The following is a 20,797-nucleotide window of genomic DNA, read 5'->3' as shown; positions in this document are numbered from 1 at the left end:
ATTACGTGCATTCTTATTGACGTTGCAAGTGCGGTTCCGTACCATCGGCTTCAAATTTCCAAGCGTCTTCTTTGGAAGCCGGAACGTTCATGCGACTAACACTTAGTGCGCTATCCGTCCTGACACTGGCCGCGTGTGCCAGTCAAGGTCCGACAGCGCTCACCTCCAATACCACAGCAACACCCACCGAAGCCTCGCAGCAAAAGGTCGCGGACACCATTCGCCGCACTGCCGCAGCCAAGGAAACCATTGACGTCGACAAGACGCCTGTCACTTCGCTCGTCGGGTCGTCGGACCTGTGGAATCGCATTCGCGCGGGCTTCCAGATTCCGGATCTGCAAACGGACCTGGTCGACATGCAGGTCAACTGGTACGCGCAGCGCCCAGAGTATGTGGAGCGCATGACTGCGCGCTCGCAGAAGTACCTGTATCACATCGTCGAAGAACTCGAAGCACGTCATATGCCGACGGAACTGGCGCTTCTGCCGTTCATCGAGTCGGCGTATAACCCGCAGGCGCTGTCGGTTGCGAAGGCCGCTGGCATGTGGCAGTTCGTGCCGGGTACTGGCCGCGACTACAACCTCAAGCAAAACATGTGGCAGGACGAGCGCCGTGACGTGCTGGCATCAACCAGCGCCGCGCTCGACTATCTCTCGCGTCTGCATGACATGTTCGGCGACTGGCATCTCGCGCTCGCCGCATACAACTGGGGTGAGGGCAATGTGCAGCGCGCCATCGCGCGCAACGAAGCCGCAGGTTTACCGACGGACTACGAAAGCCTGCGCATGCCCAACGAGACGCGCAATTACGTGCCGAAGCTGCAGGCGGTCAAGAATATCGTCAGCAACCCGCAGCAATATGGCCTTGCGCTGCCCGACATTCCGAATCACCCGTATTTCGTGACGGTCACGACCGCGCGCGACATCGACGTGACCATGGCCGCGAAGTTGGCCAGCATGAGTGTCGAGGAATTCCGCTCGCTGAATCCGTCGTTCTCGAAGCCGGTCATTCTCGGCGCGACCAATCCGCAGATCTTGCTGCCGTTCGACAACGCAGCGACGTTCCAGCGCAATCTGAGTTCGTACACGGGCGCGCTGTCGTCCTGGACGACCTACACGGTGTCCGAGCGTGCGCGTCCGGCCGCTATTGCCGAGAAGATCGGCGTGGATGCGGACACGCTCATGTCGGTAAACCATATTCCGGCTGGCATGCGTCTGAAGCCGGGCTCGACCATCGTCGTGCCGCGTAATGATGACGACGACGAGGACATCAGCGCCGATGTCGCCTCGAACGCCATGCTGGCCGTCGAACGCGACGTGCCCGACACGCGCAAGATGGCCATCCGCGTGCGCCGCAAACAGTCCATCGAGACGCTGGCGGATCGCTACAACGTGTCGGTCGGGCAGATCAGGGCCTGGAACCGCACGCATCGCGAAGTCTTCATGCCGGGGCAAGTCGTTGTTCTACACGTGCCGTACGGCAAGGCAGTGCCGGCCGAGCCGGGTCCGGTTCGTCTGGAAACCGTTTCGGCGTCGAGCCGTTCGTCGGGCGGCGTGACGAAGATCGGTACGCGCGCTCCGGTTGCCAAGAGCGCATCGGCGAAGGCCACGACGCATTCGGCGACGAAATACACGAAGGTTTCGAGTTCCAGCAAGTCCTACGCAGCGAAGCCGGCCGTCGCCAAAACCGCCACATCCGCCAAACGGGCTACCACGAAGAAGACCACGAAACACTAAGCATCGCGCTTCTTGGTTTATTCCACGCCGTCACCAAGGTGACGGCGTTTTCTTTTGGTGCGCCAGTTAAACTGGCATTTCAAAACAACAATGAAGCGCTCGCATCGCATGTCGTCCTCAGTTCGTCTTCGCGTCTTTTTCCTGTTCGCCGCCGGGTATTTCGTCTCGTACTTGTTCCGGGGCGTGAATCTCGGCTTCGCGCCGCTGATCACGCACGACCTCGGTTTGTCGGCGGCAGACCTGGGTCTGCTGACTTCGCTTTACTTCATAGGCTTTGCGCTCGCGCAGATTCCGGTCGGCGTGCTGCTCGATCACTTCGGGCCGCGCACGGTGACGGCCGGCATGCTGGTTTTCGCGGCGGTTGGAATCTGGGTTTTAGGGGCGTCGCAAGGATTGGCCGGGCTGATGGTGGGGCGGCTTTTGATCGGCGTCGGTGTTTCGGTCTGTCTGAGCGCAGCGTTCAAGGCGTCGGCGCAGCATTTCCCTGTCGCGCGACTGCCGCTCGTCAATGGCTTCACGATGGCCGTTGGCGGTCTCGGCGGCGTCGCGGTCGGCTCGCCGCTCGCATCGCTTCTGCAGGTTGCCAACTGGCGGCAAGTTTGCGTCGGACTCGGCGTGTTCACGCTGATCGTGTCCGCGACCATCCTGCTGTTTGCACCGCGCAAGAGCGACGCGCGCCATCAGGCCGACATCGTCACGCAGTTCAAGGGCACCTGGCACATCTTGAAGAGCGGCGCGTTCTGGAAGATCGCGTCGTTTTCCGTCGTCACGCAGGGCGTGTTTTACGCGATGCAATCCCTGTGGATCAAGCCCTATCTCCTCGACGTGATGGACCTCACGCCTGCCCACGCTTCCGCGCTCGTCTCGGTGCTCGGCCTCGCGATGATGTTCGGCAGCGTCGGCTTCGGCGCGGCGGCGCGCGGTATCGAGCGGCGCGGCATATCGGTCTATGCGTTCTGCGGCGGCGGCATGGTGCTGTTCGTCATCACGCAAATTCTCATGGTGCTGCGCGCGCCGTTGCCGCCGGCGGTGCTGCTCGCGGCGTACGGCATTTTCGGCGGCACGGGCATTCTGAGTTACGCGATCATGGCGGAGTACTTCCCGTCGCACATGATTGGACGCACCAACACGACTCTCACGCTCGTCATTTTCTTGCTCATCTTTGGTTTTCAGGTCGGGGTCGGCGCCGCGCTGTCGTTTTGGCCGTCCGTGGGCGGGCGTTATCCCGTGTCGGCGCATCTCACCGTGTGGATTTCGCTCATCGCGCTGCAGGTGGCAAGCGCCGTCTGGTACGCGTGGCCGAGCGCCGCGCTCGATAAGGGCAAGCAGGCCGTGCACTGAAGTCGGGCGCGCCGCGTCGTGCGAAAGGCGCGTGACAACAAGCAGACCATTCCCAAATTTGGCTAAAAGACCGCTTTCAAGCTATAATTCGAAGGTTTGAGCATATCAACCCGCACCCTAGCGCCTACCCCCATTCACCGTCGTTCGCTGCGCCTTGCAGTGCGCGCCGCACGCCGCCGATCGCCCGCTTCGTTATCCCGTTGGGTCCACCCAGCGCGTTGATCCAAGCCGCGACGCGCGCCTGACGAGCCGCCGCTGACAAAAGCGCAAAGGATATCCCCGTTCATCGCAATGAACGCCGGGAACCAAGCCTGAATTTCGGACAGACAGGTTGGTAACAGGGTGTCCCTCAAGGAGCCTTCCGTGTTGCCGTCATTCTCCCCAGCACTACTCGCACTTGCCGACGGCACGGTCTTTCGTGGTCAATCGATCGGTGCAACCGGCTCGACGATCGGCGAAGTCGTATTCAACACCGCCATCACCGGTTATCAGGAAATCCTGACCGATCCGAGCTACGCCCGCCAGATCGTCACGCTGACCTATCCGCACATCGGCAACGTCGGCGTGAACGCCGAAGATGTCGAAGCCACGAAAGTCCATGCCGCCGGTCTCATCATTCGCGACCTGCCGGTGCTCGCATCCAACTTCCGTTCCGAGCAGTCGCTTTCCGACTATTTGAAGGCCCAAGGCGTCGTCGCGATTTCGGACATCGACACGCGCAAGCTCACGCGAATTCTGCGCGACAAGGGTGCGCAGAACGGCTGCATTCTCGCGGGCAGCGACGACGAAGCAAAGGCGCTCGAACTCGCGCGCTCGTTTCCCGGCCTCGCGGGCATGGATCTGGCAAAAGTCGTGTCGACCGACAAGTCCTATGACTGGACGCAGACCGAATGGCGCCTCGGCAGGGGCTACGGCACGCAGGAAGCCCCGAAGTTTCGCGTCGTCGCGTTCGATTACGGCGTGAAGTACAACATTCTGCGCATGCTCGCCGAGCGCGGTTGCCAGGTCACCGTGCTGCCGGCCCAAGCGAGCGCGGCTGACGCACTCGCGCTCAATCCGGATGGCGTCTTCCTCTCGAACGGCCCCGGCGACCCGGAACCGTGCGACTACGCTATTGCGGCCACGCGTGAGTTCATCGCGCGCGGCATTCCGACCTTCGGCATCTGTCTAGGACACCAGATCATGGGCCTCGCGGTCGGCGCGAAAACCATGAAGATGAAGACCGGCCACCACGGCGCAAATCATCCGGTGAAAGACCTGGAAGACGGCCGTGTGGTCATCACGTCGCAGAACCACGGTTTCGCGGTCGATGCCGACACGCTGCCCGCCAACGCAAAGGTCACGCACGTATCGCTTTTCGACGGCACGCTGCAGGGCTTCGCGCTCACCGACAAGCCCGCGTTCTGCTTCCAGGGTCATCCGGAAGCGTCGCCCGGCCCGCACGACATTGCATATCTGTTCGACCGCTTCATCAAGCTGATGGAGACGCAGAAGGTCACTGCCTGACAGTCGAGAGCACAGAACGGAACACCGCAACACAAAACATCGAGAGCAGTTATGCCGAAGCGCACAGACATCAAGAGCATCCTCATCATCGGCGCGGGTCCGATCATCATCGGCCAGGCGTGCGAGTTCGATTATTCGGGCGCGCAGGCTTGCAAGGCGTTGCGTGAGGAAGGCTACAAGGTCATCCTCGTCAACAGCAATCCCGCGACGATCATGACCGACCCGAACACGGCCGACGTCACTTACATCGAGCCGATCTCGTGGGAAGTGGTCGAGCGCATCATCGCGAAGGAGCGGCCGGACGCGATCTTGCCGACTATGGGCGGACAGACCGCGCTCAATTGCGCGCTCGATCTGTTCCATCACGGCGTGCTGGAAAAGTACGACGTCGAGCTGATCGGCGCATCGCCGGAAGCCATCGACAAGGCCGAAGACCGCCAGAAGTTCAAGGACGCGATGACCAAGATCGGTCTCGGTTCAGCCAAGTCTGGAATCGCGCATTCCATGGAAGAAGCGCTGACCGTGCAGGCGCAAATCGCCGAGGCCACTGGCAGCGGCGGCTATCCGACCGTGATTCGCCCGTCGTTCACGCTGGGTGGTTCGGGCGGCGGCATCGCGTATAACAAGGAAGAGTTCGAGGAAATTTGCCGGCGCGGTCTCGATCTTTCGCCGACGCGCGAACTGCTGATCGAAGAATCGCTTCTCGGCTGGAAAGAGTACGAGATGGAAGTTGTCCGCGACAAGAAGGACAACTGCATCATCGTGTGTTCGATCGAAAACCTCGATCCCATGGGCGTGCATACCGGCGACTCGATCACCGTCGCGCCCGCGCAGACGCTGACCGACAAGGAATATCAGGTTCTGCGTAACGCGTCGCTTGCCGTGTTGCGCGAAATTGGCGTCGACACAGGCGGCTCGAACGTGCAGTTCGCGATCAACCCCGACGACGGCCGCATGGTCGTGATCGAGATGAACCCGCGCGTGTCGCGCTCGTCCGCGCTGGCATCGAAGGCAACGGGCTTTCCTATCGCCAAGGTCGCGGCCAAGCTCGCGTGCGGCTATACGCTCGACGAGTTGAAGAACGAGATCACAGGCGGTCAGACGCCGGCGTCGTTCGAGCCGACCATCGACTATGTCGTGACGAAGGTGCCGCGTTTCGCGTTCGAGAAATTCCGCGAAGCCGACTCGCGCCTGACCACGCAGATGAAGTCTGTCGGCGAAGTCATGGCAATGGGCCGCACGTTTCAGGAATCGTTCCAGAAAGCGCTGCGCGGTCTCGAAGTGGGCGTCGACGGTCTGGACGAAAAGACCACGAGCCGCGACGAAGCCATCCGCGAAATCGGCGAGCCGGGACCGGACCGTATCTGGTACCTCGGCGACGCGTTCCGCCTTGGTCTGACGGCTCGGGAAATCTTCGAGGAAACGTCGATCGACCCGTGGTTCCTCGCGCAGATCGAGCAGATCATCTTGAAGGAGAAGGCGCTCGAAGGCCGCACGATCGAAAGCCTCAGCAAGGACGAATTGCTGTATCTGAAGAAGAGCGGTTTTTCCGACCGGCGTCTTGCGAAGCTCACCGGTTCGAAGCAGGAAGACGTGCGCCGCCGTCGTCACGAGTTGAAGGTGCGGCCGGTTTATAAGCGCGTCGATACTTGCGCGGCCGAGTTCGCGACCAAGACGGCGTACATGTATTCGACCTACGAGGACGAGTGCGAAGCGAATCCGACCGACAAGAAGAAGATCATGGTTCTCGGCGGCGGCCCGAACCGGATCGGGCAGGGCATCGAATTCGACTATTGCTGCGTGCACGCCGCGCTCGCCATGCGCGAAGATGGTTACGAAACCATCATGGTCAACTGCAATCCTGAAACGGTTTCGACCGACTACGACACGTCGGATCGTCTGTACTTCGAATCGCTGACGCTTGAAGACGTGCTCGAAATCGTCGAGCTGGAAAAGCCGGTCGGCGTGATCGTGCAGTATGGCGGCCAGACGCCGCTCAAACTCGCGCTCGACCTCGAAGCGAACGGCGTGCCGATCATCGGTACGTCGCCGGACATGATCGATGCCGCCGAGGATCGCGAGCGGTTCCAGCAATTGCTGAAAGATCTGAATCTGCGCCAGCCGCCGAATCGCACCGCGCGCGCCGAAGACGAAGCACTCAGGCTCGCGGAAGAAATCGGTTACCCGCTGGTCGTGCGTCCGTCTTATGTGCTGGGTGGCCGCGCAATGGAGATCGTCCACGAGCCGCGCGATCTCGAACGCTACATGCGCGAGGCCGTGAAGGTATCGAACGACTCGCCGGTGTTGCTCGACCGCTTCCTGAACGACGCGATCGAATGCGATGTGGACTGTATCTCCGATGGCGACGACGTTTTCATTGGCGGCGTGATGGAGCATATCGAACAGGCGGGCGTGCATTCCGGCGACTCGGCTTGCTCGCTGCCGCCTTATTCGCTGGCGCAAGACACCATCGACGAACTGAAGCGGCAAACCGCCGCCATGGCGAAGGCGCTGAACGTGGTCGGCCTGATGAACGTGCAGTTCGCCATCCAGCAAGTTCCGCAAGAAGATGGCTCGAAGAAGGATGTCATCTACGTGCTGGAAGTGAACCCGCGTGCATCGCGCACGGTGCCGTATGTGTCGAAGGCGACGGGCCTGCCGCTCGCGAAAATCGCGGCGCGCGCAATGGTCGGGCAGAAACTCAAGCAGCAAGGCGTGACGAAGGAAGTGATTCCGCCGTACTTCAGCGTGAAGGAAGCGGTGTTCCCGTTCGTCAAGTTCCCGGCGGTTGATCCCGTGCTCGGGCCCGAGATGCGTTCGACGGGCGAGGTGATGGGCGTGGGCCGTACCTTCGGCGAAGCGCTTTTCAAGTCGCAACTCGCGGCGGGTTCGCGTCTGCCGGAATCCGGTACGGTGCTTCTCACCGTGATGGATGCCGACAAGCCAAAGGCCGTCGAAGTCGCGCGCATGCTGCACGAACTCGGCTACCCGATCGTCGCGACCAAGGGGACGGCCGCGGCCATCGCGGCGGCGGGTGTGCCCGTGAAGGTCGTGAACAAGGTGAAGGACGGGCGTCCGCATATCGTCGACATGATCAAGAACGGCGAAATCGCGCTGGTCTTCACCACCGTCGATGAAACGCGCGCGGCCATCGCCGATTCGCGTTCCATCCGTATGAGCGCGCAGGCCAACAAGGTCACGTACTACACGACGATGTCCGGCGCGCGCGCGGCGGTCGAAGGTCTGCGTTATCTGCGTGATTTGGAAGTCTATGATTTACAAGGCCTCCACGCTCGCCTAAACTAAGGCTTCGATTACCGGTCCAAGTATCACGAGCCGCGGTTAAGCGGCGTCTTCTCGTTCTGGGGAGATGCGCTTAACCGCGGTAATTTTTTTACGGCTGTTTTTGTTTGTGGATTGTCTATGAGCACGATTCCCTTGACGAAGCGCGGCGCGGAGTTGCTGCGCGACGAATTGCAACGCCTGAAGGCTGTCGAGCGTCCCGCGGTCATCAACTCGATCGCGGAAGCACGCGCGCAGGGCGATCTGTCGGAAAACGCGGAGTACGATGCCGCGAAAGAAAAGCAGGGCTTTATCGAGGGCCGCATTGCGGATCTCGAATCGAAGCTTGCCGCCGCGCAAGTGATCGACCCGAAAACGGTCGAAGCGGAAGGCCGCGTGGTGTTCGGCGCGACGGTCGAACTGGAAGATCTCGAGTCGAGTCATAAGGTGACGTATCAGATCGTCGGCGACGACGAAGCCGACATCGACCACGGTCTCATCTCCGTCAGCTCGCCCATTGCGCGCGCGCTGATCGGCAAGACGGAGGGCGACGTCGCCTCGGTGCAGGCCCCGAGCGGCGCGCGTGAGTACGAAATCATCGCTGTTCGATACGTCTGATGGAGCATCGACTCTTTCGCACGGTAACGATGATTTGGGTCGGCAGCTTGCTGACCCTCGGTCTCGTCGCCGCGCCCGTGCTTTTTTCGGTGCTCGACCGTACGTCGGCGGGATCGGTGGCGGCGCAGCTCTTTCGCATCGAAGCGTATATCGGCGTGGTCAGCGCGCTGATTCTGATCCTGATCGGCAATCGCTTCGTGAAGAGCGGCATCGTCGACTACAAGCGCGTGCGGTGGCTCGTCGCGGTCATGCTGGTGTGCGTGCTCGTCGGATACTTCGCGTTGCAGCCGTTCATGAATTCGCTGCGCATCTCGGCGCAGGAAGCAGGGATGGAACTCGCGAATTCGCCTTATGCGAAGGAGTTCGGCGTTCTGCATGGCATTTCGAGCGCGATTTATTTGATCGAATGCCTGTGCGGTATTGCGCTCGTGTGGCGTTTGCCCGGTGCGGCGCCTGTCAAGATCGTGCCGAAGGGCAAGTCCGCGAAGGTCGCGGCCAAGCGCGCGCGTAGCTGAAGAAGATGCTGCGAGAGACGGCGCGGACGTTTTGAATCATCGTCCGCGCCGTTTCATCATTTGACGGCCTGATGTTGACGCTTCGAGCCAGCCTGACGCTTCTTCGCGCGCTTGACGTTGCCGCCCGCGGTGACGCGTTCGTTACCTAGCACTTTGAGCGTTTGTTTGCGCGGCTTCTTGACGGCGGGTGCATCGCGCGTGATCTTGACGGCCTTGACGATGCGCGGCGCGCGACCCTTGGTCGAACGCTCCTCGGCAATTTCACCAGCGCTCGGCGGCATGGTGCTGCGGGTGCGGGCGGTGCGGGTCTTGGCGGGCGCGGCGCCTTCCGGTCTCCAGATCACGAGCAGCTTGCCGATATGCTGAACAGGCGCGGCATCCAGGCGATCGCAGATCTCGTCGTAGATGCCAACGCGTGCTTCACGCTCGTCGCCGAACACGCGAATCTTGATGAGCTGATGCGCTTCGAGGTGCACGCCGATTTCTTTCAGCACGGCCTCGGTCAGGCCTTCGGCACCGACGAGCACGACCGGATTGAGGGCGTGAGCCTGGGAGCGCAGATCGGCGCGCTGGGCCGGGGAAAGTTTAAGAGCTGGCATGTGGAATAAGGGACTCGACTAAAATGTGGGCGGCGGGTTTGGCGTCGGCTGGGCGTTGCAGCGCTGCCGGACGCACGAAGCGCGGGCGGTATGGACACGCGGCGCCGTCATGGACCGATCAGATGAAAAGCACCTGAAGTGCTGGGCAAGCCGCCCGAATAAACAAATAGGCCGGAAACGCAAATTTCGAGCGCTTTGCAGCGCACGGGAACCGGTCCGGCCGACAAGACGCGTATTATCCGCTAAAAGCATTGCGCGATACAGCAAGAATAAGCACGCGCGCAAGAGGTTAGTCCCCGGCGCGCAGCATGGGCTCAGTTTGAATGGCAAAGAACCGGTTTAATCATTCGTGGTTGCATGACCACATCAACGACCCTTACGTGAAGATGGCGCAGCGCGAGGGCTATCGCGCGCGCGCGGCGTACAAGCTCAAGGAGATCGACGAGCAGGACAAGCTCATCAAGCCAGGGCAGGTGATCGTCGACCTCGGTTCGACGCCCGGCTCGTGGAGTCAGTACGCGCGTAACAAACTCGCTCAGGGTGCGAAGCGCGATGCGCAGCGCGAAGGCGGTATAGACGGCACGATCATCGCGCTCGATCTTCTGCCGATGGACCCCATTGCCGATGTCACCTTCATTCAGGGCGACTTCCGCGAAGACGCCGTGCTTGCGCAACTCGCGGAAATTGTTGGCGAGCGTCAGGTAGACCTTGTTATTTCCGACATGGCCCCAAACCTGTCTGGCGTGGCGAGCGCGGATGCAGCGCGTATCGAACATCTTTGCGATCTGGCGCTGGAGTTCTCGCAGAACCATCTGAAACCGGATGGTGCGTTGCTGGTCAAATGTTTTCACGGCAGCGGTTACAGCCAAATCGTCGAGAAGTTCAAGCACCAGTTCAAAGTGGTGGCGCCGCGCAAGCCCAAGGCGTCTCGCGACAAATCGTCGGAGACTTTTGTACTCGGGCGGCGGCTCAAACATCCGACTGGGGAACACGAGTAAATCATTTCGGCGAAAAATAGCGATTTTTTCGCCGAATATGTCGAAAAACCCCTGTCTTCCGCTATTTGCGCGGTAGATAAACCTTATGGCAGGGGTTTGCGGTCTGGATTAGAATGCTTTGGTGGCGCCGCAAGGTTTATGTAGGCGCCCGTCTATGAGTGAGGAGTGGTGCTTTGAACAACAATATGTTCTCTAAAGCGGCAGTGTGGCTCGTGATCGCACTGGTGCTGTTTACGGTGTTCAAGCAGTTCGATAAGCCCCGCGTCCAGGAAGGTGTGTCCTATTCGCAGTTCATGGACGACGCGAAGAACGGCAAGGTGAAGAATGTCACCGTTCAAGGGCGGAATCTGACGGTCACTCCGGCAGACGGCCAGAAATACCAAATCGTGTCGCCTGGCGACATCTGGATGGTCGGCGATCTGATGAAATACGGCGTTCAGGTTAGCGGCAAGGCTGACGATGAACCCAACGCGCTGGTTTCCGCGCTGTACTACCTTGGACCGACCATTCTCATCATCGGTTTCTGGTTCTACATGATGCGGCAGATGCAGGGGGGCGGCAAAGGCGGGGCCTTCTCGTTCGGTAAGTCGCGAGCGCGGCTGATCGACGAAAACAATAACGCTATCAATTTCACCGATGTCGCGGGTTGCGACGAAGCGAAAGAAGAAGTGTCCGAGCTCGTCGACTTCCTGCGCGACCCGCAGAAATTCCAGAAGCTGGGCGGCCGCATTCCACGAGGAGTGTTGCTAGTCGGGCCTCCTGGCACGGGTAAGACGCTGCTGGCTCGCGCTATCGCGGGTGAAGCGAAGGTGCCGTTCTTCAGCATCTCGGGTTCCGACTTCGTGGAAATGTTCGTCGGCGTGGGCGCGGCTCGCGTTCGCGACATGTTCGAGCAAGCAAAGAAGCACGCGCCTTGCATTGTGTTCATCGACGAAATCGACGCGGTCGGTCGTCATCGCGGCGCCGGCATGGGCGGCGGTAACGACGAACGCGAGCAGACGCTCAATCAGATGCTCGTGGAAATGGATGGCTTCGAAGCGAATTCCGGCGTTATCGTGATCGCTGCGACGAACCGTTCCGACGTGCTCGACAAGGCGCTCCTGCGTCCGGGTCGTTTCGACCGACAGGTGTATGTCGGTCTGCCGGACATTCGCGGTCGCGAACACATCATGAAGGTGCATCTGCGCAAGGTGCCGATTGCGAACGACGTCGACGCTTCGGTCATCGCGCGGGGTACGCCGGGCTTCTCGGGTGCCGATCTTGCAAACCTCGTCAATGAAGCTGCGCTTTTTGCGGCGCGTCGCGGCAAGCGGATCGTCGAGATGCAGGACTTCGAAGACGCGAAGGACAAGATTTTCATGGGTCCGGAGCGCAAGTCGGCTGTCATGCGCGAGGAAGAACGTCGCAACACGGCTTTCCACGAGTCGGGCCACGCCGTGGTGGCGAAGCTGTTGCCGCATGCCGATCCGGTGCACAAGGTTACGATCATGCCGCGCGGATGGGCATTGGGTGTCACCTGGCAATTGCCTGAACACGACCGCGTGAATTTGTATCGCGACAAGATGCTGGAAGAAATCGCGATTCTGTTTGGCGGCCGTGCAGCGGAAGAAGTGTTCCTGAATTCCATGTCCACCGGCGCGTCCAACGACTTCGAGCGCGCGACCAAGATGGCCCGCGACATGGTGACGCGTTATGGTATGTCGGACACGCTTGGCACGATGGTCTACGTCGACACCGAACCCGAAGGCATGTTCGGCAAGCTGGGCGCGAAGACGGTTTCGGAAGCCACGCTGCAAAAGGTCGATTCGGAAATCCGCCGCATCCTGGACGAGCAGTATCAGCTTGCCCGCAAGCTGCTGGAAGACAACCGCGCGCGCGTGGAAGCCATGACGAAGGCGCTGCTCGAATGGGAAACCATAGACGCAGACCAGATCACGGACATCATGGAGGATCGTCCGCCGCGTCCGCCGAAGAACCTGCCGCCGCCTTCGGGTGATACGCCTCCGGGCGGCAACAGCGGTACGGAAGTCAAGCCGGGCAGCGCAACCGCGCCGGCCTAAGCTCTTCTAGTCCGATCATGGGCCGGTGTGCATCGCACTCCGGCCCATTTTTGCTTTATGGCTCACGACGGCGCACACATCGGATCACACTTCGCGCGTGCGTTACGCCCCTTGCAGCAATCCAGCTTTTTTCCAACACGCTTGATCACTCCATCTCTCTCCCAGCTTTCAGCGCAGCCGCTGCAATGCGGTCGGTTCACGCTGACATTCGAACGTCCGCTCGTGATGGGCATTCTCAACGTCACGCCTGACTCGTTCTCCGATGGCGGCCGCTTCCTTCCGCGCGATGCCGCTCTGGCGCGCGCCGAGCGCATGCTTGCCGACGGCGCGGACATCATCGATATTGGCGGCGAATCGACTCGTCCGGGCGCGCCGCCGGTTCCCCTGGCCGAGGAACTCGAACGCGTGGTGCCGATCGTCGAAGCGTTGCGGGACATGAACGTCCCGCTTTCGGTCGATACCTACAAGCCCGCCGTGATGCGCGCCGCGCTCGATGCAGGCGCGGACATGATCAACGACATTTGGGGTTTACGTCAGGAAAGCGCGCTCGATGCCGTTAAAGACAGTAACTGCGGCTTGTGCGTGATGCATATGCTCGGCGAACCGCGCACGATGCAACTTCGCGAGCCGGTGTACGCCGACGTCATCGCGGACGTCCGTGCGTTTTTCGCCGAACGAATCGCAGCGCTGGCGCAGGCGGGGATCGCGCTGGAGCGCGTAAGTCTCGATCCGGGCTTCGGGTTCGGCAAGACCGTCGAGCATAATTACGCGCTGCTGGCGAACCTCGCCGCGACGCTGCCGGCAGGCAAGCGGTATCCGCTGCTCGCGGGAATGTCGCGCAAGTCGATGCTCGGCGCAGTCACCGGGCGCGCGGCGAACGAACGGCTTGCGGCGAGCGTGAGCGGGGCGGTTTGCGCGGCGGAGCGCGGTGCGGCGATCATCCGCGTGCACGACGTCGCGGAAACCGTGGATGCGCTGAAAGTCTGGCGAGCCACGAGAGACGCCACGCATCACGAGAAGCATTGAAAGAACTTCGGCGAAGGCGCACGCGCCGAATCGATCAACACATGTCGCGGGCCAAGAACAGGCGCCATATGTCCGCGAGGAGGGTCAGTAACAATGGCACGTCGATATTTTGGAACTGATGGAATTCGCGGGCGCGTCGGCGAGGCGCCGATCACACCGGATTTTGTTCTCAGGCTGGGGTATGCGGCCGGCAAGGTGCTCGCGGGAGCGGACCGTTCGCCGCAAAAGGGCAACCGTCCGACGGTGCTCATCGGCAAGGACACGCGGGTTTCCGGCTACATGCTCGAAGCCGCGCTGGAGTCGGGCTTTTCCGCCGCGGGCGTCGACGTGATGCTCGCCGGCCCGATGCCCACGCCCGGCGTCGCGTATCTCACGCGCGCGCTGCGGCTTTCGGCGGGCGTGGTGATCAGCGCATCGCACAATCCGTACGACGACAACGGCATCAAATTCTTCTCCGCCGACGGCAACAAGCTGCCGGACGAAGTCGAACTGCAAATCGAAGCGCAGCTCGACCAGCCGATGGCCTGCGCGCCCTCCGAGCGTCTCGGCAAGGCGAAGCGTCTGGACGACGCGGGCGGGCGCTATATCGAGTTCTGCAAGAGCACTTTTCCGGCGAGCTTCGATCTGCGCGGCCTCAAGATCGTGCTCGATTGCGCGCACGGCGCCGCCTATGACGTCGCGCCGCACGTGTTCCACGAACTGGGCGCGGAAGTCGTGCCTATTGGCGTGTCGCCGAACGGCTTCAATATCAACGATAAAGTCGGCGCCACCGCGCCCGATGCGCTCGTGCGCACGGTGCTCGAACACAAGGCGGATATCGGCATCGCGCTCGATGGCGACGCTGACCGCCTGCAAGTCGTCGATTCCACCGGCCGGCTTTTCAACGGCGACGAACTGCTCTACGTGCTGGTCAAGGACCGCATTGCAACGGACGGCAAGGTGGATGGCGCGGTCGGCACGCTGATGACCAACATGGCCGTGGAAGTGGCGTTGAAAGAGGCGGGCGTGAAGTTCGTGCGCGCGGCCGTCGGCGACCGTTACGTGCTCGAAAAGCTGCGCGAAAACGGCTGGCAACTCGGTGCGGAAGGCTCGGGCCACATTCTTTCGCTCGACCGGCATTCCACGGGCGACGGCATCGTGTCCGCGCTGCTTGTGCTCGCCGCCATCAAGCGTGGTGGCAAATCCCTCGCTGACATGCTCGACGGCGTCAGCCTGTTTCCGCAGAAACTGATCAACGTGCGCATGAGTCCGAACGCGGACTGGAAAAATAATGCGGCCATTCGCCGCGCGATCGAAGATGCCGAGCGGGCCCTCGAATCGCACGGGCGGGTACTGATTCGCGCCTCGGGAACCGAACCGGTACTGCGCGTCATGGTGGAAGCGGCGGCGCATCAGGATGCGGTTAGACACGCGGAAACGATTGCTCAGGTCGTGAAGGACGCGACTTCCTAGACGATCCCTAAAGCGCGTCACGTCTCACCAAAAGCGGACTACGGTCCGCTTTTTCTTTGGTTACAAGCCAACGCACGTTCGACTTTCAGTGCGTAAGCGCAATGACACGCGGCGTTCATCAAACGTCACGGTACTGTCACGAAGAGTGCCTATATTTCGCCGTGTCGGTTCTCTCGCTACACGCTCACACACTCTGGAGGTCTCATGAAATTGATGCAATCCGCGCTGGCCGGCGTCATCGGCGCAATGTTCGCCGTCTCCGCATTCGCCACGGATATTACCGGCGCGGGCAGCACCTTCGCAGCTCCCATCTACACCAAGTGGGCTGACGCCTACCAAAAAACGGGCGGCGGCAAGGTGAACTATCAAGGCATCGGCTCGTCGGGCGGCGTCAAACAGATCATCGCGAAGACGGTGGATTTCGCAGGCTCGGACGCACCGCTGAAAGATGAAGAACTCACGAAGGAAGGCCTGTTCCAGTTCCCGACGGTCGTCGGCGGCGTGGTGCCGGTCATCAACGTGCCGGGCGTGAAGGCCGGTGAAGTGACGCTGTCGGGCGAAGTGCTCGGCGACATCTACCTGGGCAAGATCAAGAAGTGGAACGACCCGGCTATCGCCGCGCTGAACCCGAAGGTCAAGCTGCCGGATACCGACATCGCCGTGGTGCGCCGCGCCGACGGATCGGGCACGAGCTTCATCTGGACGAACTATCTGTCGAAAGTGAATCCCGAGTGGAAGTCGAAGGTCGGCGAAGGTTCGACGGTCAACTGGCCGACGGGCACGGGCGGCAAGGGCAACGACGGCGTCGCGGCGTTCGTGCAGCGTCTGCCGGGCGCGATCGGCTACGTGGAGTGGGCGTATGCCAAGCAGAACAAGATGACCTACGTGGGTCTCAAGAACGCGGCTGGCACGGTCGTCGAGCCGAAGACGGAGACCTTCAAGGCGGCGGCTGCCGGTGCGGACTGGTCGAAGTCGTTCTACCAGATCCTCACGAACGAGTCGGGCCAGAACGCATGGCCGATCGTCGGTGCAACGTTCGTTCTGCTGCACGCCACGCAGGACAAGGCGCCGCAAGGCACGGAAACGCTGAAGTTCTTCGACTGGGCGTTCAAGAACGGCAACCAAGCCGCGAACGATCTCGACTACATCTCGCTGCCGGATTCGGTCGTCGCCGAAATCCGCACGCAATGGAAGGCGAAGGTCAAGGACGCGTCGGGCAAGGCGGTTGCGCAGTAAGCGGTACCATGGTCTGAAACTGTCCTAAGCTCTTGAAGTCAGGACGGAAATGCAGTGCAGGCAATGCCGCGCGGCACGTCGAATGACGTGCCGCGCGCTCTGACAAGCAGCACAACCAAGGCTCCCATGTCGGAAATCAACTTAGCGTCGGCGCCGCCGGCCGCGCATACGCAGCGCGCGCCGAGCCGTTTCGGCGACATCATATTCGGCGGCATCACGCGGCTCGCGGCCGTGGTGACGTTGCTTCTGCTTGGCGGCATCATCGTTTCGCTCGTCATTGCGTCGATGCCGACCATCGAAAAGTTCGGACTCAGCTTTCTCTGGCGCGCGGAGTGGGACCCACAGACCGATAGCTTCGGCGCGCTCGTGCCGATCTACGGCACCATTGCCACGTCGATCATCGCGCTCATCATCGCCGTGCCGGTGAGCTTCGGCATCGCGCTCTTCCTCACGGAACTCTCGCCCGCGTGGCTGCGCCGGCCGCTCGGTGTCGCCATCGAATTGCTTGCGGCGATTCCCTCGATCGTCTACGGCATGTGGGGTCTGCTCGTGTTCGCGCCGATCTTCGCGGAATACTTCGAAAAGCCGCTCGGCCATCTGCTCGGCGACGTGCCCGTCATCGGCATGTTCTTCAAGGGCGCGCCTATCGGTATCGGCATTCTGTGCGCGGGCGTGATCCTCGCCATCATGATCATTCCGTACATTGCCTCGGTGATGCGCGACGTCTTCGAAGTCACGCCCGTGCTTCTCAAGGAATCGGCATACGGCATCGGCTGCACGACCTGGGAAGTGATGTGGAAGATCGTGTTGCCGTACACGCGCGCCGGTGTGATCGGCGGCGTGATGCTCGGCCTCGGCCGCGCGCTCGGCGAGACCATGGCGGTGACGTTCGTTATCGGCAACACCAATCTGCTCGACAACGTGTCGCTGTTCTCGCCAGGCAACAGCATCACCTCGGCGCTCGCCAACGAATTCGCCGAAGCAAGCCCCGGCCTGCATACGTCGGCGCTGATGGAACTCGGGCTCATCCTGTTCGTGATCACGTTCGTCGTGCTCGCGTTGTCCAAGCTGATGCTTTTGCGCATGGAACGCGGGGAGGGAGTCAAGTGAGCCGTCCCGCCACCTTCAATCAGGACCCCGACCGCGTGGACGCCACGCGCAAGAAGCTGCAGAGCCGTCGACGCGGCACCAATGCGATCGCGCTGACGCTCTCGCTGGCCGCGATGGCTTTCGGCCTTCTGTGGCTCGTGTGGATTCTCTTCACGACGCTTAAGCTCGGCGTCGCTGGCCTGTCGCTCGAACTCTTCACGCAGTCGACGCCGCCGCCGAACACCGATGGCGGCGGTCTTGCCAACGCTATCGTCGGCAGTCTGATGCTCGTCATCATCGCCACGTTCATCGGCACGCCGCTCGGCATTCTGGCGGGCGTCTATCTCGCGGAATATGGCCAGAAGCGTTGGCTTGCGAGCGTCACGCGCTTCATCAACGACATTCTGTTGTCGGCGCCTTCCATCGTCGTGGGCTTGTTCGTGTATGCGCTCGTCGTCGCGAAGATGGGTCGCTTCTCGGGATGGGCCGGCGTGATCGCGCTCGCCTTGCTGCAGATTCCGATCGTCATCCGCACCACTGAAAACATGCTGAAGCTCGTGCCGAACGCGCTGCGCGAAGCGGCTTTCGCGCTCGGCACGCCCAAGTGGAAGATGGTGATGTCGATCACGCTGAAGGCGTCGATTGGCGGCATCGTCACGGGCGTGTTGCTGGCGGTCGCGCGGATTGCCGGCGAAACCGCGCCGCTGCTCTTCACGTCGCTGTCGAATCAGTTTTTCTCGTGGGACATGAATCAGCCGGTGGCGAACCTTCCGGTCACGATCTACAAGTTCGCGATGAGCCCGTTCCCGCAATGGCAGACGCTCGCGTGGGCCGGTGTGTTCCTTATTACGCTCGGCGTGCTGGGTTTGAATATCCTCGCGCGCACGATTATCTCGAAGAAATAAAGGCGGAGTGATTCCATGAACATGGTCGAAAGTGGTGTCAACCACCTTGATTCGAAAGCGGATGCGGCGCCCGTCGAGCGTGGTCCCGTTCCTGGCAGCGTGCGTCCGAAGCACGGCTCGCAAGCCGCCGATTCGATCAAGCCGAAGATCGAAGTGAAGAACCTCAACTTCTTCTACAACAAGTATCACGCGCTGAAGAACATCAACCTGCGCATTCCCGAGAAGAAGGTGACGGCGTTCATCGGACCTTCGGGCTGCGGCAAGTCCACGCTCCTGCGCACCTTCAACAAGATGTACGCCCTTTATCCCGAGCAGCGCGGCGAAGGCGAGATTCTGATGGACGGCGTCAACCTGCTCGACACGACGCGCGACATCTCGCTTTTACGCGCGCGCGTGGGCATGGTGTTCCAGAAGCCTACGCCGTTTCCCATGTCGATCTACGACAACATCGCGTTCGGCGTGAAGATGTTCGAACAACTGTCGCGCTCGGAGATGGACGACCGCGTCGAATGGGCGCTGACCAAGGCCGCGCTCTGGAACGAAGTGAAGGACAAGCTGCAGCAAAGCGGCTACGGATTGTCGGGCGGCCAGCAGCAGCGCCTTTGCATTGCGCGCGGCATCGCCATTCGTCCGGAAGTGCTGTTGCTCGACGAGCCCTGCTCGGCGCTCGACCCGATTTCCACGGGCCGTATCGAGGAACTGATCGCGGAACTGAAAAGTGACTATACGGTTGTGATCGTCACGCACAACATGCAGCAGGCAGCCCGTTGCTCGGACTACACTGCATACATGTACCTTGGCGAGCTGATCGAATTCGGCGATACGGAGAAGATCTTCATCAAGCCCACGCGCAAGGAAACGGAAGACTACATCACGGGCCGTTTCGGCTGATCCGGCCAGATCAGGCGAACTGAAACATAAAAGGACTTAAGGAGCACATATGTCCGATAAACATCTGTCGAGCCAGTTCGACGCCGATCTCAACGCGGTGTCGTCGAAAGTGCTGCAAATGGGCGGTCTCGTGGAGTCGCAGATCATCGCGGCCATGCAGGCACTCAACGAATTCGACATGGCGATCGCCGATCAGGTGATTGCCGCCGAAGTGCGTCTGAACACGATGGAAGTCGAGATCGACGAAGAGTGCAGCAACATCATCGCGCGCCGCCAGCCGGCCGCGCGCGACCTGCGTCTGCTCATGGCGATCTCGAAGACCATCACGAACCTCGAACGCGCCGGCGACGAAGCTGAAAAGATCGCGAAGCGCGTGAAACGCATCAACGAAGACGGCGCGGGCCGCGCGGTGAATATCGCGGAGATCAAGCTCTCGGGCGAGATGGCCGTGTCCATTCTGCGCCGCGCGCTCGACGCGTTCGCGCGTCTGGACACCGTGGCCGCCGCGCAGATCGTGCGCGACGACAAAGCCATCGACGACGAATTCCGCGCCTTCGTGCGCAAGCTCGTCACCTACATGATGGAAGACCCGCGCACCATTTCCGCCGGCCTCGACTATCTGTTCATTGCGAAGGCGGTGGAGCGTATCGGCGATCACGCTAAGAACATCGCCGAGTTCATCATCTACATCGTGAAGGGTACGGACGTGCGGCATATCTCGCGCGACCAGCTCGAACGCGAAGCGCTCAGTTAATCTTCTCTCAAAGCAAAAGGTCAAGAGGTGCCGATGCCCAGCAGTATCCTCGTCATCGAAGACGAACCCGCGATCTCCGAACTGATCTCGGTGAATCTGCAACACGCGGGACATTGCCCGATTCGCGCGTATAACGCTGAGCAGGCGCAAAACCTGATCAGCGACGTGCTGCCCGATCTCGTGCTGCTCGACTGGATGCTGCCCGGCAAGTCCGGCATTGCGTTCGCGCGCGACTTGCGCAACAACGAGCGCACGAAGCATATTCCGATCATCATGCTGACCGCGCGCGGCGACGAGCAGGACAAGGTGCTCGGGCTCGAGATCGGCGCGGACGACTACGTCACCAAGCCGTTTTCGCCGAAAGAACTGATGGCGCGCATCAAGGCGGTGTTGCGCCGGCGTGCCCCGCAGCTGACGGAAGATGTGGTTGCCATCAATGGTTTGCGGCTCGATCCGGCGACGCATCGCGTGGCGGCGAGCCATTCCGGCAACGACATCAAGCTCGATCTCGGCCCGACCGAATTCCGCTTGCTGCATTTTTTCATGACGCATCCGGAGCGCGTGCATAGCCGCACGCAGTTGCTGGATCAGGTGTGGGGCGATCACGTATTCGTCGAAGAGCGCACGGTCGATGTTCACATCAAGCGCCTGCGCGCCGCGCTCAAGCCCGCGGGCTGCGATGCTATGATCGAAACGGTGCGCGGCAGCGGATATCGGCTCGCGAAGAGCGCCTGATAAGCGTGCTCTAGTCTCTGCCGCATGTTTATGACGAACCGCGCGTTCGTCGCT

17 protein-coding genes are annotated in these 20,797 nt (G+C 61.2%); 16 read left to right on the top strand and 1 reads right to left on the bottom strand.

Annotated elements, in window-relative coordinates; translation table 11 throughout:
- Positions 1-89: 89 nt before the first annotated feature.
- The 6 genes from P9250_RS28090 (at position 90) to P9250_RS28065 (ending at position 8,998) form a co-directional block, all read left to right on the top strand.
- Positions 90-1,736 (top strand): transglycosylase SLT domain-containing protein, encoded by a 1,647-nt coding sequence (locus tag P9250_RS28090; protein WP_310396325.1) that lies wholly within the window; start codon positions 90-92, stop codon positions 1,734-1,736.
- A 108-nt stretch (positions 1,737-1,844) separates the two neighbouring features.
- A complete protein-coding gene (locus P9250_RS28085; RefSeq protein WP_310396323.1) occupies positions 1,845-3,077 on the top strand; it encodes an MFS transporter in 1,233 nt (410 codons plus the stop codon).
- Positions 3,078-3,440: 363 nt separating this feature from the next.
- Positions 3,441-4,583 carry a glutamine-hydrolyzing carbamoyl-phosphate synthase small subunit gene (gene carA, locus P9250_RS28080; protein ID WP_310396321.1) on the top strand — a complete coding sequence of 381 codons (1,143 nt, stop codon included), beginning with the start codon at positions 3,441-3,443 and terminating at the stop codon, positions 4,581-4,583.
- Positions 4,584-4,634: 51 nt separating this feature from the next.
- Positions 4,635-7,889: a carbamoyl-phosphate synthase large subunit gene (gene carB / locus P9250_RS28075; protein ID WP_250526048.1), complete on the top strand. Its 3,255-nt coding sequence runs from the start codon at positions 4,635-4,637 to the stop codon at positions 7,887-7,889.
- A 117-nt stretch (positions 7,890-8,006) separates the two neighbouring features.
- Positions 8,007-8,483, top strand: coding sequence for a transcription elongation factor GreA (gene greA, locus P9250_RS28070; RefSeq protein ID WP_244825754.1), 477 nt, complete (start codon positions 8,007-8,009; stop codon positions 8,481-8,483).
- Positions 8,483-8,998: a DUF4149 domain-containing protein gene (locus P9250_RS28065; RefSeq protein WP_244825752.1), complete on the top strand. Its 516-nt coding sequence runs from the start codon at positions 8,483-8,485 to the stop codon at positions 8,996-8,998. The genes greA and P9250_RS28065 overlap by 1 nt, the downstream gene beginning before the upstream one ends.
- A gap of 56 nt (positions 8,999-9,054) precedes the next feature.
- On the opposite strand, the gene P9250_RS28060 is transcribed toward P9250_RS28065, so the two are convergent.
- Positions 9,055-9,597, bottom strand: a complete 543-nt coding sequence (locus P9250_RS28060; protein ID WP_244825750.1) for a YhbY family RNA-binding protein — start codon at positions 9,595-9,597, stop codon at positions 9,055-9,057.
- A 323-nt stretch (positions 9,598-9,920) separates the two neighbouring features.
- Here P9250_RS28060 and P9250_RS28055 point away from each other — a divergent pair, with 323 nt between their 5' ends.
- From P9250_RS28055 to phoB, 10 genes are all read left to right on the top strand, one after another.
- Positions 9,921-10,595 carry an RlmE family RNA methyltransferase gene (locus P9250_RS28055; protein ID WP_310396318.1) on the top strand — a complete coding sequence of 225 codons (675 nt, stop codon included), beginning with the start codon at positions 9,921-9,923 and terminating at the stop codon, positions 10,593-10,595.
- 173 nt (positions 10,596-10,768) lie between these two features.
- A complete protein-coding gene (gene ftsH / locus P9250_RS28050; protein ID WP_244825747.1) occupies positions 10,769-12,655 on the top strand; it encodes an ATP-dependent zinc metalloprotease FtsH in 1,887 nt (628 codons plus the stop codon).
- 225 nt (positions 12,656-12,880) lie between these two features.
- A complete protein-coding gene (gene folP, locus P9250_RS28045; protein WP_250509344.1) occupies positions 12,881-13,681 on the top strand; it encodes a dihydropteroate synthase in 801 nt (266 codons plus the stop codon).
- A 93-nt stretch (positions 13,682-13,774) separates the two neighbouring features.
- The gene (gene glmM, locus P9250_RS28040; RefSeq protein ID WP_244825746.1) at positions 13,775-15,133 is read left to right on the top strand and encodes a phosphoglucosamine mutase; all 1,359 of its coding nucleotides are present in this window, start codon (positions 13,775-13,777) and stop codon (positions 15,131-15,133) included.
- Between the two features lie 204 nt (positions 15,134-15,337).
- Positions 15,338-16,369: a phosphate ABC transporter substrate-binding protein PstS gene (gene pstS / locus P9250_RS28035; protein WP_244825745.1), complete on the top strand. Its 1,032-nt coding sequence runs from the start codon at positions 15,338-15,340 to the stop codon at positions 16,367-16,369.
- A gap of 126 nt (positions 16,370-16,495) precedes the next feature.
- Positions 16,496-17,479: a phosphate ABC transporter permease PstC gene (pstC, locus tag P9250_RS28030; protein WP_310396316.1), complete on the top strand. Its 984-nt coding sequence runs from the start codon at positions 16,496-16,498 to the stop codon at positions 17,477-17,479.
- Positions 17,476-18,363 carry a phosphate ABC transporter permease PstA gene (gene pstA / locus P9250_RS28025; protein ID WP_244825742.1) on the top strand — a complete coding sequence of 296 codons (888 nt, stop codon included), beginning with the start codon at positions 17,476-17,478 and terminating at the stop codon, positions 18,361-18,363. Before pstC ends, pstA begins: the two co-directional genes overlap by 4 nt.
- Positions 18,364-18,378: 15 nt before the next feature.
- Complete coding sequence (pstB, locus tag P9250_RS28020; protein ID WP_370652025.1) at positions 18,379-19,254, top strand: phosphate ABC transporter ATP-binding protein PstB; 876 nt, start codon at positions 18,379-18,381, stop codon at positions 19,252-19,254.
- 49 nt (positions 19,255-19,303) lie between these two features.
- Positions 19,304-20,008: a phosphate signaling complex protein PhoU gene (phoU, locus tag P9250_RS28015; RefSeq protein WP_244825740.1), complete on the top strand. Its 705-nt coding sequence runs from the start codon at positions 19,304-19,306 to the stop codon at positions 20,006-20,008.
- Between the two features lie 33 nt (positions 20,009-20,041).
- Positions 20,042-20,743, top strand: a complete 702-nt coding sequence (gene phoB, locus P9250_RS28010; protein WP_244825738.1) for a phosphate regulon transcriptional regulator PhoB — start codon at positions 20,042-20,044, stop codon at positions 20,741-20,743.
- Positions 20,744-20,797 lie beyond the last annotated feature (54 nt).

It is taken from the genome of Caballeronia sp. LP006, from assembly GCF_031450995.1.
GTDB lineage: Bacteria > Pseudomonadota > Gammaproteobacteria > Burkholderiales > Burkholderiaceae > Caballeronia.
This window is presented reverse-complemented; position numbering and strand designations above follow the sequence as displayed.